General features: G+C 54.8%; 15 protein-coding genes. 8 read left to right on the forward strand and 7 right to left on the reverse strand.

Annotated elements, in window-relative coordinates:
- The 3 genes from VFE46_07705 to VFE46_07715 all read left to right on the forward strand — a co-directional run.
- Positions 1-216, forward strand: a 216-nt coding sequence (locus tag VFE46_07705) for a hypothetical protein (protein HZZ27878.1), incomplete at its 5' end; no start/stop codon positions are given.
- A 260-nt stretch (positions 217-476) separates the two neighbouring features.
- The gene (locus VFE46_07710; GenBank protein HZZ27879.1) at positions 477-1139 is read left to right on the forward strand and encodes a DUF4339 domain-containing protein; all 663 of its coding nucleotides are present in this window, start codon (positions 477-479) and stop codon (positions 1137-1139) included.
- 616 nt (positions 1140-1755) lie between these two features.
- Positions 1756-2460 (forward strand): pirin family protein, encoded by a 705-nt coding sequence (locus tag VFE46_07715; protein ID HZZ27880.1) that lies wholly within the window; start codon positions 1756-1758, stop codon positions 2458-2460.
- Here the strand turns inward: VFE46_07715 and VFE46_07720 are convergent.
- Together VFE46_07720 and VFE46_07725 are read right to left on the reverse strand one after the other, a co-directional pair.
- Positions 2457-3719: an amidase gene (locus VFE46_07720; protein ID HZZ27881.1), complete on the reverse strand. Its 1263-nt coding sequence runs from the start codon at positions 3717-3719 to the stop codon at positions 2457-2459. The two genes, VFE46_07715 and VFE46_07720, sit on opposite strands and share 4 nt — an antisense overlap.
- A 42-nt stretch (positions 3720-3761) precedes the next feature.
- Entirely contained in the window at positions 3762-5021 is a 1260-nt protein-coding gene (locus VFE46_07725) for an LL-diaminopimelate aminotransferase (GenBank protein ID HZZ27882.1), read from the reverse strand.
- A 227-nt stretch (positions 5022-5248) separates the two neighbouring features.
- Here VFE46_07725 and VFE46_07730 point away from each other — a divergent pair, with 227 nt between their 5' ends.
- The 3 genes from VFE46_07730 to VFE46_07740 are packed head-to-tail and all read left to right on the forward strand — an operon-like array spanning position 5249 to position 7575.
- A complete protein-coding gene (locus tag VFE46_07730) occupies positions 5249-5785 on the forward strand; it encodes a sigma-70 family RNA polymerase sigma factor (GenBank protein HZZ27883.1) in 537 nt (178 codons plus the stop codon).
- 48 nt (positions 5786-5833) lie between these two features.
- Positions 5834-6268 carry a hypothetical protein gene (locus VFE46_07735; protein HZZ27884.1) on the forward strand — a complete coding sequence of 145 codons (435 nt, stop codon included), beginning with the start codon at positions 5834-5836 and terminating at the stop codon, positions 6266-6268.
- Positions 6269-6270: 2 nt separating this feature from the next.
- Positions 6271-7575, forward strand: a complete 1305-nt coding sequence (locus VFE46_07740; GenBank protein ID HZZ27885.1) for a hypothetical protein — start codon at positions 6271-6273, stop codon at positions 7573-7575.
- A 25-nt stretch (positions 7576-7600) separates the two neighbouring features.
- On the opposite strand, the gene VFE46_07745 is transcribed toward VFE46_07740, so the two are convergent.
- From VFE46_07745 to VFE46_07765, 5 genes are all read right to left on the reverse strand, one after another.
- Positions 7601-8497 carry a radical SAM protein gene (locus VFE46_07745; protein ID HZZ27886.1) on the reverse strand — a complete coding sequence of 299 codons (897 nt, stop codon included), beginning with the start codon at positions 8495-8497 and terminating at the stop codon, positions 7601-7603.
- Positions 8498-8580: 83 nt separating this feature from the next.
- Positions 8581-8877, reverse strand: coding sequence for a hypothetical protein (locus VFE46_07750; GenBank protein HZZ27887.1), 297 nt, complete (start codon positions 8875-8877; stop codon positions 8581-8583).
- Positions 8878-8899: 22 nt separating this feature from the next.
- Positions 8900-9904: a ketol-acid reductoisomerase gene (ilvC, locus tag VFE46_07755; GenBank protein HZZ27888.1), complete on the reverse strand. Its 1005-nt coding sequence runs from the start codon at positions 9902-9904 to the stop codon at positions 8900-8902.
- A 41-nt stretch (positions 9905-9945) separates the two neighbouring features.
- Positions 9946-10509, reverse strand: coding sequence for an acetolactate synthase small subunit (gene ilvN / locus VFE46_07760; GenBank protein HZZ27889.1), 564 nt, complete (start codon positions 10507-10509; stop codon positions 9946-9948).
- A gap of 164 nt (positions 10510-10673) precedes the next feature.
- On the reverse strand, positions 10674-11345 hold the full coding sequence (locus tag VFE46_07765) for a hypothetical protein (protein ID HZZ27890.1): 672 nt from the start codon (positions 11343-11345) through the stop codon (positions 10674-10676).
- A gap of 200 nt (positions 11346-11545) precedes the next feature.
- Between VFE46_07765 and VFE46_07770 the strand changes: the two genes are divergently transcribed.
- The gene (locus tag VFE46_07770) at positions 11546-13288 is read left to right on the forward strand and encodes an oligogalacturonate lyase family protein (protein HZZ27891.1); all 1743 of its coding nucleotides are present in this window, start codon (positions 11546-11548) and stop codon (positions 13286-13288) included.
- A 117-nt stretch (positions 13289-13405) separates the two neighbouring features.
- The gene (locus tag VFE46_07775) at positions 13406-13876 is read left to right on the forward strand and encodes a DinB family protein (GenBank protein HZZ27892.1); all 471 of its coding nucleotides are present in this window, start codon (positions 13406-13408) and stop codon (positions 13874-13876) included.
- The last annotated feature ends 709 nt before the right edge of the window (positions 13877-14585 follow it).

The following is a 14585-nucleotide window of genomic DNA, read 5'->3' on the forward strand; positions in this document are numbered from 1 at the left end:
GGAAGATTGTCACATTTGAGCTTTGAAGAATGCTTGCATTTCGCCCGTCGCCTTTTATCAGCCAGCCGGCGGCGGGTGGAATATCCACTATCGATGTACATGAATAGTAACCAGCTTTGGGCGTGGCGGATTATTTACCCAAACCCATATAGTATACTTATTTACACTATGCGCTTTTTCTTCGTACATAAAATTTTTGCATTTAATCACCTTTAGAGAAGTACGCGGCGCAGCGAGGAAAATAAATCCGCGAAATGATGGTTTTCGATGGCCATTTTTTCGTCCGCACGGGTGCCACTGCTGGCTTGTCCAGCGGTGTTTCGTCTGTAGACAGTTTGCACGTTAAATCTTCGTGCAGTGTCCTTCGCAAGAATTGCCTCAACGGGGCAACCTATGACAGCCCAGCCAACGGCCTGGGTTCGCGGCAATCGTTAAGATCATGCAGCCCCAGCGGGGCGCGATAAATCTGCCAGCCATTGAGCCCACCCCGATGGGGCTCGCCAGAAATTTCCTCCCGTCACCCACGGGCAAAGCCCTGGGCTAAAAATACACCGCTATGTCAGATTTTCGACGGGCAAACCGTGGGGCCATTCACGGCCCTGTCGCTGCAAGAGCGAATTATGACCGGCCTGACCGGCGCTACCGATCCGGTTTGGATGCAAGGCAATCAGCATTGGCTGCCGGCGGCGCGCATGCCCGGGCTGGTTTTTCCGGTGCAGCGAATTTCAATCTCCGCCTGGCTGAAAAGAAATCGCATTGTGCTGGCCTCCGTTGTGTTCGCGGTGATGGCGCTGATTGTAGCGCCAACCTGGTATGTGTTGGCTTTGAACGCCAACCGCATGGGCAAGCTCCGCGAGCAACAGGAGGCCGAGGCCCAGCGGGAGCAACTGGTCTCGTCCAAAGCCATTGCCGCCCAAGACCGCCAGCAGCGAGAGCGCATTAAGCGCGACGATGACCGCCTACGCTATACCGAGCTGCTGCAAAAATACGAGCTCGAGCTGGAAGGCGTGCGGGAACGCTCGCACGAGCGCGTGATGCACGGTCTGGATGCCGACGCCTTGAACCGGCAAATTGTGGAGTTGGCCGAAAAGATCGACGGCGTGAAAGGTAAAATCAACGAAATCGACGCCGCCAAGTAGCGCTGGAAATATTGATCCTCCTCACTCCATCGCCCGCTCACCCCATCACCTGCTCATCTCTTGATCCCATTATCTGCGCACTCGCTCCGCTAGCGCATCGCGGCTAAACCTTCGTCCATCACCTCCTCACCTCATCACCTGCTCACCCACCCGCTCCCCCCAGCACCCGCTCACTTCGCTGCACTGGCTCAAAACCGTGCTTGTGCTAGATACTGTGCGCATGTATAGTATCGCAAGTATCGCAATTCATCCGAGTGATCCATTTTCCGCGGCGATCGGTTATGCATTCAGGGAACAATTCGCAGGCTTTGCCATGACGCCAACTCCGCAATTGCTCAAGTGTCTGACGGGCGAGGACGCCGGCAATGATTCATCGAAAATGCTGCCTTCGGAACGCATATTCGCGGAGATTTGTCAGGCTGCATGCCGCGATGGCCTGCGGATTTGCCGCGGCAGTGCGATCGGGCGGCTGACGAAACCGTTCCATTTTGTCCCGGAAATAAAAAATCCGGACAAACGGAACAAAATTCTAACGGACAGCAGGATTTGCCTGGTTTTATACAATAGCCACATCCATTCGAATCCCGCGACTTTATGCTGTGACAAGGAGCGAACCATGATCACCCTTCGCAAAGCGGACCAACGCGGTCAGACGAAAATCGATTGGCTCGATAGCCGGCATTCGTTTTCGTTTGGCGATTATTACGATCCACAACAAATGGGTTTTGGCCCGTTGCGCGTGATCAACGAAGATTTTGTGCAGCCGGGCATGGGGTTTGGCATGCACCCGCACCGGGACATGGAAATTATTACGTATATTGTCAGCGGCGCGCTGGAACACAAAGACAGCCTGGGGACCGGCTCCGTGATTCGGCCCGGCGACGTGCAGCGGATGACCGCCGGCGCGGGCATTCGGCACAGCGAGTTCAATCCGTCGCATAAGGAATCGGTTCACCTGTTGCAAATTTGGATTTTGCCCCAGCGCCAAGGCCTGCAACCCTGCTACGAGCAAAAAACCATTGCCGAGAGCGAACGAACAAATCGGCTGCGGTTGATTGCCTCGCCGGAGGGTCGAGATGGCTCGGTGACTATTCATCAACAGGCCGACGTATATGCGGCCCTACTGCAGGCCGGACAGAAAACCGAGCACGAGTTGAAATTGGGCCGGCTGGCCTGGCTGCAGGTTGTGCGCGGCAGCGTGACGTTGAACGGAATGGATTTGAAACCCGGCGACGGTGCGGCGGTGGAAAATGAACAGCGACTGGAAATTGTCGCCCAGGATGCGGCCGAGTTACTGTTATTTGATCTGTCTGCGAATTAAGTGACGTGATGGTCTTTGGCAATTTGTTGCACCACATCGAGCAGGAACAGGTCCTCGCCGAAGCGAGCCAACAGCGAGAGCCCCAGCGGCAGTTCGCCGCCTTCGACGGTGACCATCGACAGCGGCAGCGACACTTGGGGCAAGCGGCAAATGCCGGCTATCGAGGTCAGCGACAACGCCCGTTTGTAATAGTCGCCGACGCGCTGATCCATTCCCAGGCTTTGCTTGACGGGGGCCGGAGCTGGCGTGGTGGGAATGCACAGCAGATCGGCGGCGCCAAGAAATTTTTGCATCGCCCGATAGAATTTTTCTCGGCGCACAATGGCCGAGGGCACCCTGCGGCGGTCGAGACTTTTCACGAGTTCGAAATTCTTGGTTGTGACCGGGCCGAACGTGGGTTTGCATTCGGCAATCCAAGGCCCCAGCGAGTTTTCAATTTCCGCCCATTGCATGACGCAATACGTTTCAAACCAGGGATCAAAACTTGCCGGTCCGGGCTCCGTGTTCCCGGCGATTTCGGCCAATGAAGTTTCTCGCACTGCGGGGCCAAATTGTTTTCGCAATTTCTCAAGCGCCTGCTGATGGGCCTGCTGAACGGCGGGCTCGGCCAGTTGGAACGCTTCCTTCAGCAGATGAATGGTTTTCGGTTTCGCCGGGGCCGAAACGTGGCTTTGGGAATTTGCAGGAGCCAGAGCGCCCAACAGCACGCCGGCGGCACGGGCCAAAATTTCGGCATTGCGGGCGTGAATGCCGACAGTATCGAACGTGGGAGCAAACGGCATGGCCCCGGCTACGGAAATAAAATCGTGCGAGGGGCGCAACCCCCACACGCCGCAATTGCTGGCCGGCACACGGACCGAGCCGCCGGTATCGCTGCCCAGTGCAAAATCGGCCAGCCCACAGGCGACCGCGGAAACCGAACCGCTGGACGAGCCGCCCGGCACTCGATTGGGCGCGCGCGGATTCAAAGGCGTGCCGTAAAAATGATTTTCGCCAATCAGACTGAAAGCCAATTCATCCGACACCGTTTTGCCGATGCATTGGCCGCCGGCCGCCAGCAGTTGATCGATGACCACGGCGTGGCTACGCGCCGGGGGATGCGTGTCGCGCCAGCTCGGATTTCCGCAACCGGTTTTGCGCCCGGCGATGTCGATCAGATCTTTTACGCCAAACCGCAGCCCCGCCAACGGGCCATCGCTGCCGGGTTGCAACTCGAAAGTTTCGACAAAGGCGCCGCTTTGCTCAATGGTAATGCTCATCGGTGCTCCGGCGATGCGCAAAAAATCGTTGAGTTTGAAGTTTTAAAATACCGGCTGCAGTTGTTTCAGCCGGGCTTCCGTTTCCGTCATCAGCGCATCTTCTGCTTTTTCGTCGGCAGCTTCGTAGGTGACAGAAAACCGCAGGAACGGTCCGGCATCGTCCCACGGGACGGTGATGATGGAATGCTCGTTGATCAAGAACTGACTGGCGGCCTCGGCATTCTCGAATTGCACACCGCCGGATTGCAATTTGCCCGACTTAGCACCGGCAAAACCCTTTGGACTTCGCGTGTATAAAAAATATGTTCCGCCGGGCATTTGGCAGGTGAACCCGCAGCGTGTGAGCATGCTGACCAATTTCCGCAAGCGGCGCTCGTACTTCGTGCGGACTTGCCGAGGAATGGAGTCGTCATCCAGTGCGGCGGCGGCCGCCTTTTGAATGGCGATAAACTGGCCGCTGTCGCTATTATCTTTCACGTCGGAAAATGCGCGCACGATTCGTTCGTGTCCGCAAACCCAACCCAATCGCCAGCCGATCATGTGAAATCCCTTCGACATGGAATGGATTTCCACACCCACTTCTTTGGCTCCTGGAACACTCAAGAAACTATGCGGCGGACAATCGTAACTAAGCATGCCGTGGGCCGCATCTTGAATGACAACAATTTTGTGCTGCTGTGCAAACTCGACCACACGCATATAGAAATCCGGCGTGGCAGTTTTGCCGGTGGGGCTGTTGGGGTAGCACAGCACCAGCAATTTAGTGCGCGAGAGCACGTCGGCGGGAATCGATTTGAGATCGGGGAAAAAATCGTTTTCCGCCAGCAGCGGCAGGCGATGAACTTCGCCGCCGTAATACTTGGTGTGTGTGCCGGCCACAGGATAGCCAGGCACGGTCATCAGTGTGACATCGCCAGGGTTGATGAAGGCCGCCGGCAACATGGCCAGTGCCGTTTTGGAGCCGATGCAATGGTTGACTTCGGTTGCCGGATCAAGCTGCACGCCGAAGTTGCGCTGCATGAATCGCGCCGCCGCCGCTTTGAACTCCGTAATGCCGTTGTCGGCGTAACCGCGGTTTTCGGTGCGGTTGATTTCGCGCGCCATAACAGCCCGGACGCTTTCGGGGGCCATTTCGTCATTTTCTCCGATGCCGAAATCAATCAGCGTGCGTTCGGGATGCTCGGCCAGCGCTTTGCGCTTGGCGCGTTTAATTTTTTCGAACTTGTAAATCTCGGATCCCTTGCCGTAATTGGCGCCGCCAATTCGCTGGGCAAATCGGGATTGAAAATAGGGATCGGACATGATGACGCGAACGCTCGTGACTCGACGATTTGGATGGAATTGCCCTCAGCCCTGCCGAACGCGATTTTTACGATCTGTCAGCCTAACGTCGGGTTCGCGCTACGACAAGCGGCCGACGCGAACTTGTGATGTTAGGATTAGGCCAATGTGTTTCCATCAACAACTAAATTTCAGGAATTTTGAATAAATTAAGTTTGCTCTGGGGTCTTTATTATTAGAAGCCACCGATGGCAGCGAACAAAAAATCACTTGCGGAACGGTTGGCACGCGGCGAGGAATCGGCCTTCGCCGAGTTGTATGATGTCTGCGCCAACAAGTTACGCGGATTTCTCTTGCTGCGTCTACACGACCCTGAGCAGGCTGCCGAGGTATTACAAATCACATTCGTGCGAGCAGTGGAACATCGGAAGCGGTTTGCTAACGTGGAAAATCCAACAGCGTATCTATTTCAAATGGCTCGGAATGAAGCTGTTCGAAATGTTAAAAAGGATCAATCTCGACGATATCCAGAATTCCAATTGCTGGAACAAAAAACAGACGTGACTGCGAATCCCTATGCTGCTCACGATGATGCTGAAATGGTTGCAGCAGCTTTGGCGAAGTTAGACATTGAAGATCGCGAATTGGTTGAACTTAAAATTTTTGCAGGCCTCACCTTTCAAGAAATTGCTGCGGTCACTGCTCAACCGCCGGCAACAGTGGCCACACGTTATCGCCGGGCCTTGGAATCGTTGCGACCCTGGTTGAGTAAACAACTTCGATAGAACGAAAAACATTGATTGATTGGAGTTGGATTTTTATGAGAGTAGGCAATGGATAATGAATCGCTTGATCCAATCGAGCAGCAGTTGCGTTTGGTCACCCCAAAGGCCTTGCCCTCTGGTTTGCGCGTCCTGACGTTGTTGGCAGTGCATAAACGATTAATGACTCAACGCTGGGAACGCCGCATAGGACGATTAACCGCTGCTGTTTTAGTACTTGGAATTGTTTTGAATTGGACCGTCGGCTGGCACGATCACGGCGCGCTTTTCGGCCGAGAAGTTGCTACATCGGCTGCCGATTCTCGGGCGATTGTCGAAGTGGCAGTAGCTATCGGAAAAGAAACTGATGCGGAAACCGGCCGCCGCATGGCCGAACAGTTGACGGTTTTAAGCGGTGCGGCGAACAGTCCGGAGCAGGCTGCCGCGATCGAACAAGAAATTCAGCGGCGCTTGAAAAGCGGGAAACTTGTCCGCAAGGAAGGCTAGTCATGAAACTGTACTCGAGTCGCGCCTTGAGGAGGATCGGCGTTGGATTGGGACTTTTATTAGGTTTGGCATTAGTATTCAACGGCATTCTGGCTTGGCGCACACAGCACCGGCTGGATTCCATGTTGGCGGAATTGCGCGCCGCTGGCGAACCTGTCTCTCTTGCTGACTTGGCGCCAAAGCCCATCTCGGATGAAAAAAACGCTGCCGTTTATTTACAGCGCACGATTCCTCGACTTGATGCATTCGAAAGACAGTACGATCAGTTCTATCAATCGCCGCTTGGAGAAACTTGCGAAGAACGCGAAAACAGGCACGAGCCACCTACCCCTGAGCAGTTGGCCGCGATAAGAAAAATCGTTGATGCTTATCCAGAAATTATTACAGCGTTTCAACAGGCAGCGGCATGCGATGAGTATGCTTCATTGGCGGACTTCAGTCTTTGGCCAAGCGCGTACTTGAAAGGGACAATTCATCATAGTGGCGAGCCCCGCAAATTCGCCCGATTTGTGGCTTGGAAAATGGCAGTTTTAGCCTCTGAAGGAAATCCTGACGCAGCCCTGGGTCTCGGCGTCCAAATGTTGAAATTCGCCCGGCTGTATGATCACGAGCCATTGCTAGTGAACTATTTGGTGTCGATTGCGCTGCGCAACAGCATGTGTGGCCCGATCAGCGAGATTTTGTACCGTCACCAGGTTTCTCTCGAAGCACGCGCCAGACTCGACGCCGAATTGGCCCTGCAAGATAGCCCGGCGCCCTTGCAACTGGCATTGCGCAATGAGCGGGCCTTTTCCATCCGCTTTGTACAAGAACAGTCGGGACCCATTTCAGCGGCACTACGTTGGCCGATGGTCAACTGGATGTTAGGCGAATTGGAAGCCGAAAATGCAGCGTACAACTTCGTCAAGCAACCGTTAGGGCTGGTACAGCCGCGACCAGATGGCCAACCATTTCGCCTATGGCCCGAGCAAATCGATCGTGCGCTGGTGGGCCGGCTAATCGGCAACGCAATTCTGGCGACCATGGGCGCAGACCTTCGGTGGCGAGTGTGGTCTCGATGTTTGCGAGTAATCAACTCGGAGGGCGAATATCACCAACGCACCGGGAAGGACGCGGACAACATTGAACAATTATCCTTGCCGCGTGAAGCGATAACGGATCCTTATACCGGCCAGCCGTTATTATTAAAAAAAACCGACGACGGCTGGATAGTTTATTCCGTGGGTCCAAATGGCAAAAACGACAACGGAAATTTTAGCAACCAAATGGACGAAGGCATCGCACCACCAGGGCAAATACAAGAATAGACTGACTGCCGCTTTGTGTTGAGGTTTAGGCAGCATAATACGCACAGGCCTTCAATCCTGTCCGGAAGCGGACTAACTCGGTCAGCGAGTCAACTTCAGCGTCGGAGAGTGGAGTAACAAAAGGTTCGGTGGGACGACGAGCCATTGTGTAAATTTGCACAAGCTTGATTATTCCTCCAGCGGCGATAAATTCACTCAGCCGATCGCAAAAGGCGAGTTGTTCAGCAAAAGAGGGGGGATCGCCATTCACATTCATAAACAAAGCTTGAATCACGATTGGGCGCACTTGCGCAGCCGTTCTAATATTGTCGAGTATTTGTTGAAACGGAATCGTCGTCCTGTCAACCAGCTTATAATAATCTTCCGTGCCCGCATCCAACTTGGCCCAAATTTCACCATTATTTTCATTCAGAATGGCCAATCCCCGTTGCACATGCTCGCGATGAAACATGCTGGCGTTCGTGATCAACACCATTTTCACTTCGCCGAGTCGGTGGCGGCTTTTTACTTCAGCGCACTTGGCAATCAATTCGTCGAAGTTGCGATATGTGGTCGGCTCGCCGTCGCCCGAAAAGGCAATATCATTTAAGCGACGAAGGCTAGGTGGCGTGCAGCGGAACTTCTCTGTGCGGTAAATGTCCCCTGTCAGGATCAGTCGCAAACCAACATTTAACTCATCGAGTAACCGCTCTGTTTCGACAAAAGTGGTCTCTGCTGGTAGAGTCCGATTGACCTGACAGTAAATGCAATCGAAATTGCAAACTTTGTCGGGATTAAGATTCACTCCCAACGATAATCCGTTTGCTCGCCGACTCAGCACCGGATAAACAAAGCGAAAATTTTCGAATGTGCGCTCGTGGTGTGCAAATAACTGAGTATTTACTCTGAAAGGGGCCGACTTGTTTTTTCCATCACTGAACATGATCTGAAGTTATTGATTGCTCGGCATCCGCCAAGTTGCTCGTCAAAGCAATTGTAACCAGCCACCGGCGGAACGAATGGCATTCAGAGCCGCCGCAAAACAGTATATTCGTCCAGCGTGACGGTCGTAAGTTCTCCATCCTCTCGCTTGAGAACAATTATATCGCTATATACCTTGTCATCTACGTGACGTCGAAAATGCAAACCGTGCTGTCGGCGTTCGCAGCGAACTACCGTGCCCACGGTTTTCGCAGTCCATCGCTGAAGACCAACCTTCACTTCATGCTTGGCTTCCAGACAATCGCCAGCTTGCAATTGCGTAAACAATTGTCGCGACCGCAATTCAGCTTCCGAAATAGGATATGTGGGGACTGTTTCCATAGCGACGTGTGGGCTCGACAGTTCACACTTCTTTGGCATTAATCCAAGGCATCAACTTACGTAAACGACGGCCTACTTCCTCGATGGCATGCGAACGTTCTGCGCGTCGGGTAGCTTTAAAGGCCGGCGCATTGGCCTTATTCTCCAATATCCACTCCCGGGCGAATTGGCCCGATTTAATTTCCTGCAATATTTTTTTCATTTCAGCTTTCGTCTGCTCTGTCACGATGCGCGGTCCGCGAGTGTAATCCCCGTATTCCGCTGTATTGGATACACTATAGCGCATGTAGTTGAGTCCGCCTTGATAAAACAGATCGACAATCAACTTCAACTCATGCATGCACTCGAAGTAAGCCATCTCGGGTTGATAACCAGCCTCAACTAAAGTTTCGAATCCGGCTTTCACTAGTGCGCTCACCCCGCCACACAAGACCGTCTGCTCGCCAAACAAATCGGTTTCGGTTTCTTCCGCAAAGGTTGTTTCGATGACCCCAGCCCGTGTACCACCAATTCCTTTTGCATATGCCAAACCAATTTTCTTGGTTGTTTCACTGGCACCAGAACTAAAAGCAATTAGACACGGCACGCCGCCCCCCTTTTCAAACTCGCTGCGGACCAAATGGCCCGGGCCTTTGGGGGCCACCAACAACGCATCGACTCCCGGCGGCGGCTCGACCTGACCAAAATGGATGTTGAACCCGTGCGAACACATCAGCACGTTCCCTTCCTTCAGGTTTGGGCGAACATCCTGCCGGTATACATCTCCCTGTACTTCGTCAGGAAGCAAAATATTGATGATATCAGCCTGTTTGGCGGCATCTGCGGCGCTGACCGGCTTAAATTTGTGGCTGACGGCCAACTCGTAGTTTTTGCTGCCGGGGCGCTGGCCGACAATCACATTGCAACCGCTGTCTCGTAGATTCTGTGCCTGTGCGTGCCCTTGTGAGCCATAACCCAAGATGGCAATGGTCTTGCCTTTCAGAATGGAAAGGTCAGCATCATTGTCGTAATAAATTTTAGCTGGCATGAATGGAGTAAGAGAAAAAGCCAAGGAATTGCAATCAAGCATCAAGCCAACGAACCCCGAATTGAATCGTCGTTGATTGCAGTAATATTTCCGTCAGTGCTAGATGTGCTCGCCGTCAAGTCGGGCCGACAAATTCCCCGAACCATCGCAATGCGGCCCGTCCGGGCGAGTTCTAAAATACCAAATGGCCGCATCATTTCGATGAACGCCTCAATTTTCTTTTCCTGCCCGGAAATTTCCACGATCACCTGATCCTTCGCCACATCCACAATTCGACCGCGGAAAATGTCACATAGTTCGCGGATTTCGCGTCGCTTGTCCCCCACGGCACGCACGCGGATCAGCATTAAATCCCGCTCCACGTAATCCTGCGAGCTTATGTCGTCAACCTTGACAACCGTTACAATTTTCTCCAATTGCCTTCTGACTTGCTCCAGCACGCGGTCATCGCCGACAACCACAAAAGTCATTCGCGATAAGTGTGGCGATTCGGTCTCACCAACCGCCAAGCTGTCGATATTGTAGCCGCGGGAAGCCAACATGCCCGAAATGTGCGCCAGCACTCCCGGTACGTTTTGCACCACTGCTGAAATGACATGCCGCATGCGAGAATTCCATGAATTGTAGACGATCAATCATAGCCCGCGGAGTTGCCAGTCGCAAGGGACGATCTCGATACTATGCGCGTATGGCAAACAACACATTCGTGACAATGACACCAGCAGCTGTTTTTGGTTCGAGGGAATCGCATATGCTTAATCACTACGGCTTATCGTTGACGTTGATGGCAGGCTGTGCAGCGCGCGTAAACATCGTGTAATTGGCCGCGAAGCAACTTGGGATCAAGCGTCGTGGAAGACGCGACATCTTGCGCGGCCGCGGCCAAGTCGTCCGCCTGTGATTTCCACTGGGCTCCCGCACGGTCAGCGGCCAACCATTGCGCCAGCTCAACAAGCGCCACTGTATACGACCTAGCGGCTGCAACATCGCCTGCACTAAGCGAAGACTTCGCATCGGCGAAAGTTCCATCGATTAAGTGCATAAGCGGCGTAAACCCTGCTGCGCTTTTAGTTGCCGGACGAGGAACATCGGAAAACGGAACGGTTGCCAGTCCCTCTACCACTTTGGATAACGCTTCGATGGCCGTTTGGGCATGCTGCGCATCAGCGGCATTTGCTACTGCGGCAAACTTCTCTACGGCGTGCCGCAAAGATGTGATTTTATCTTTGCCACTCTCCGCCACGTGTCGCTCCAACGCATCAGTCAAGATCGTTAACGCCGAGATCCCTTGACCCAACGATTTGAAGTCGTTGGACGAAAGCCACTCGCGGCAATAACCCAGGTTGGTTTGCAATGATAAAATCAACGCCTCACGCACTTGCGCCCCTTTTGCCCCGCTCTCCGCAGGCACGTCGGCAGCCTTCGTTCTGGCAAGCAGCATGATGCACAGGCTGAAAGCAATACACAGCGGAACGGACTGCCGTAACGGCCCGCCCTGTCGAACAAATGGTGGGTGAAACAGGTCGATGCTTGTCTCTCCAAATGGGGCAGAGTATGGTGTTGTTTGCGGCGGGGATAGAGTATTGTAACGTCCATCGAGACGCGGTTGCAGCCTAGCACCATTCGGGGAGATTGGAAACTATGCGGACTCATAACGATTGGTCCTCTCGAACAGGAATTCTTGGCCTGGGGATGTTTTTGGCGCTCTTCGCATGGAAGACAAGCTTCGCGGCTGAAGCGCCTGCTTCCGATGCTCAAAAATCGACCCCTCGCTCTAGCGTGAGTCCCCAGACGGCTTCGAATTCTGCTACTTCCACCACCCAACCGGGGCCGCCCACCGATTGGATCGATCCAGCCACCGGTCATCGCATTATCCGTTTGTCGCAGGAACCCGGAACTTCCAGTCTCTACTTTCATCAAAATGCGTACAACCAGCGGGGCGATAAATTGTTTGTGACAATTACCACTCGCCCGCCTGGACGCGCCTCGGAGCGACCGGCCGACGCTCCCCCCAGCGACGATGCTCAGCCGAACGGCCGCGGCGCATCGCTGGGGCAAGATAACTCGCAGCCTCCAGGCGCTGGATTTTTTCCAGGAACGGGAAGCCTCGCCGTAATCGATTTGTCGACCCTCGGTAAGTCGCCGCCGAAGGTGGAAAAAATTGCCGATGGCTTTGCCCGCGGCGCTGTCGTCAGCAAAAAATCGGGCAACGTGTATTACATTCGCAGCGAGCTGGTGGGCGACACCCGAGTTGACACGGTCGTGGCCACGAACTTGGATACCCACGAAACTCGCGAAATCGGTAAGCTCCCCTTCCGCGGCGGTTCGGGCCTGGCTGTGAACGCCGATGAGACGTTGCTCGCCGGCAGCTATGCGATCGGCGGCGGGCGGGGCTCGCAGCAAGCCGGTTCCGAAGGCAAGTCGGCCGGCGGCGAGGCGGAGGGCAAGTCGGGAAGCGCCGATGGCAAAACCAACAATGCTAAATCGAATGGCGTTTCCGGCGACCGGCCGGCCGAAGGCCGGGTGGCTCCGCCGGGAGATGGCGGGCCTGGCGACGTGGTTCCTGGCGGCGGCAATGCCAATTCCACTCCCGATTCCGCCCAGCGCCAAATTCGCAACTTCGCTTCCCGGGAACGGAGCATTGCCGCGCGCTTCGCCGCTCATCAGCCGATGAAGCTGTTCACCATGGACATCAAAACCGGCGAAACCAACACGTTTCATCCCAGCACCGATTGGCTCAATCACGTCCAGTTTTCGCAGACCGATCCGCAACTGATGATGTTCTGCCACGAAGGGCCCTGGCACCAGGTCGACCGCATCTGGACCATCCATCCCGGTTCGGACGAGGCCCGCCTCATGCATCCGCGAACCATGCCCAACGAAATCGCCGGTCACGAGTTTTTTGGCTCCGACGGCAAAACCATTTGGTACGATCTGCAAACGCCTCGCTCCGGCCAATTCTGGCTGGCCGGGGTGAATGTCGATACCGGCGAGCGCCTCCGCTATCCCATCGAGCGCTCGCTGTGGTCGGTCCACTACAATCAATCGCACGATGGCAAACTGTTCGCCGGCGATGGCGGCGGACCGGGAAGCGTCGCCAATCGCACGCCGCTCCCGGAAAACAAACCGCTCGATCCGCCAGGCAACGGCGAGTGGATTTACCTGTTCACGCCCATCCCCGGCGAAATGCAAACCATGCAAGTCGGTGGCGAAACCGTGAAAGTCGGCAAGTTTAAAGCCGAGAAGCTGGTCGATATGTCCAAACACAACTACGAGTTCGAGCCGAACCTCACGTTCACGCCGGATGACAAATGGATCGTGTTCCGTTCCAACATGCATGGTCCGGTACACACGTATGCGGTGGAAATTGCGAAGGCTCAGTGAACTAGTGCGAACGTTTAGTGTCTTGTGCCTAGTGCCTGGTGTCTCGCACTGGGCATCAGCAGTAAACTTAGACAAGTGAACTAAACCACCAGACACCAGACCACCAGACACCAACTTATGGATCGCCAACTTATCGAACGTTATGCCGCGGAAGCAGACGACCTGGGCAAATCGATTGCCGGGTTGTCGCGGGAACAGTTGCTGGCGTTTCCCGTCCCCGGCACGTGGAATATTCAGCAAATTGTGCTGCACATGCTCGATAGCGACCTCGTGGCCGCCGACCGCATGAAGCGCATCATCGCCGAAGATAATCCGCTCTTGATGGGTTTCGACGAATCCAAATTCGCCCAGCGGTTGCATTACGACCAACTCGATGCCCACCTGGCCTGCGAAATTTTTGCCCAAAATCGCCGGCTCACCGCGGAAATTCTGCGCCTCTGTTCCGATGCCGATTTCCAGCGCACCGGAATTCACAGCGAACGGGGCAAAACCACCCTGGCCGATCTGTTGGCTACCTACACGGGCCACCTTCCGCACCATCTGAAATTCATGTACGAAAAGCGCCGGCTGTTGGGCCAGCCGATTTAAATCTCCCGCTCCCATCGGGCTGCCCGGCGTGCAGGCTTCGTCAGCGTTTTCCATTTTGCATGGGATTTTTATTTTCACGACAAAACCGCGCTGTTTTGTCGCCGGCGCCAACACGTCCGCTCCTGAAAATCGCGGATTCCCGCGTTTGGGAAGCTGACAAAAGTCACTCGGTTTACGTCGCAAAGAGTGCATTGTTGGCGAATAGTTGTTGATGTGTTTCATCGCCTTGCAGCGGCGAATCTGCGGCTGAGTCGAGGGTGGCTGGGGTCGAGTGCCGCCGAGCCCCCAGCAACAGCGCCGCTGGGGGCTTCCTTTCGGTCGACCCCAGCCACCCAAGCCAGCGCCAGCCCCAGCGCCTAGATCTACGTCAACCACAGCCAGACTGGCGCGCAAAGCATGTAACTGTATTTGTGTACACTATAGCGATGCGGGCCCAAAAATACAACGCTTTTTTTGGGCCACCCCTCAAGTTTAGCCGCGACGCGCTGGGCGGAGCGGGGTGCGCGGATGAGGGGTTGTGGAGGTGAGCAGGTGATGGGGTGAGCGGGTGATGGGATGAGCAGGTGAGCGGGTGAGCGGGTGAGCAGGTGATGGAACAAAGGTTTAGCCGCGACGCGCTAGCGGAGCGAGTGCGCAGATGATGGAGCGTCGTCGAGGGTGGCTGGGGTCGAGTGCTGCCGAGCCCCCAGCAAAAACGCCGCTGGGGGCT

This window comes from Pirellulales bacterium (assembly GCA_035656635.1).
Classification (GTDB): Bacteria; Planctomycetota; Planctomycetia; order Pirellulales; family JADZDJ01; genus DATJYL01.

Coding starts and splice junctions, on each gene's coding strand:
- VFE46_07715 (HZZ27880.1), top strand. CDS start 1,756: ATGATCACCCTTCGCAAAGCGGACCAACGCGGTCAGACGAAAATCGAT.
- VFE46_07720 (HZZ27881.1), bottom strand. CDS start 3,719: ATGAGCATTACCATTGAGCAAAGCGGCGCCTTTGTCGAAACTTTCGAG.
- VFE46_07725 (HZZ27882.1), bottom strand. CDS start 5,021: ATGTCCGATCCCTATTTTCAATCCCGATTTGCCCAGCGAATTGGCGGC.
- VFE46_07730 (HZZ27883.1), top strand. CDS start 5,249: ATGGCAGCGAACAAAAAATCACTTGCGGAACGGTTGGCACGCGGCGAG.
- VFE46_07735 (HZZ27884.1), top strand. CDS start 5,834: ATGGATAATGAATCGCTTGATCCAATCGAGCAGCAGTTGCGTTTGGTC.
- VFE46_07740 (HZZ27885.1), top strand. CDS start 6,271: ATGAAACTGTACTCGAGTCGCGCCTTGAGGAGGATCGGCGTTGGATTG.
- VFE46_07745 (HZZ27886.1), bottom strand. CDS start 8,497: ATGTTCAGTGATGGAAAAAACAAGTCGGCCCCTTTCAGAGTAAATACT.
- VFE46_07750 (HZZ27887.1), bottom strand. CDS start 8,877: ATGGAAACAGTCCCCACATATCCTATTTCGGAAGCTGAATTGCGGTCG.
- ilvC (HZZ27888.1), bottom strand. CDS start 9,904: ATGCCAGCTAAAATTTATTACGACAATGATGCTGACCTTTCCATTCTG.
- ilvN (HZZ27889.1), bottom strand. CDS start 10,509: ATGCGGCATGTCATTTCAGCAGTGGTGCAAAACGTACCGGGAGTGCTG.
- VFE46_07765 (HZZ27890.1), bottom strand. CDS start 11,345: ATGCTGCTTGCCAGAACGAAGGCTGCCGACGTGCCTGCGGAGAGCGGG.
- VFE46_07770 (HZZ27891.1), top strand. CDS start 11,546: ATGCGGACTCATAACGATTGGTCCTCTCGAACAGGAATTCTTGGCCTG.
- VFE46_07775 (HZZ27892.1), top strand. CDS start 13,406: ATGGATCGCCAACTTATCGAACGTTATGCCGCGGAAGCAGACGACCTG.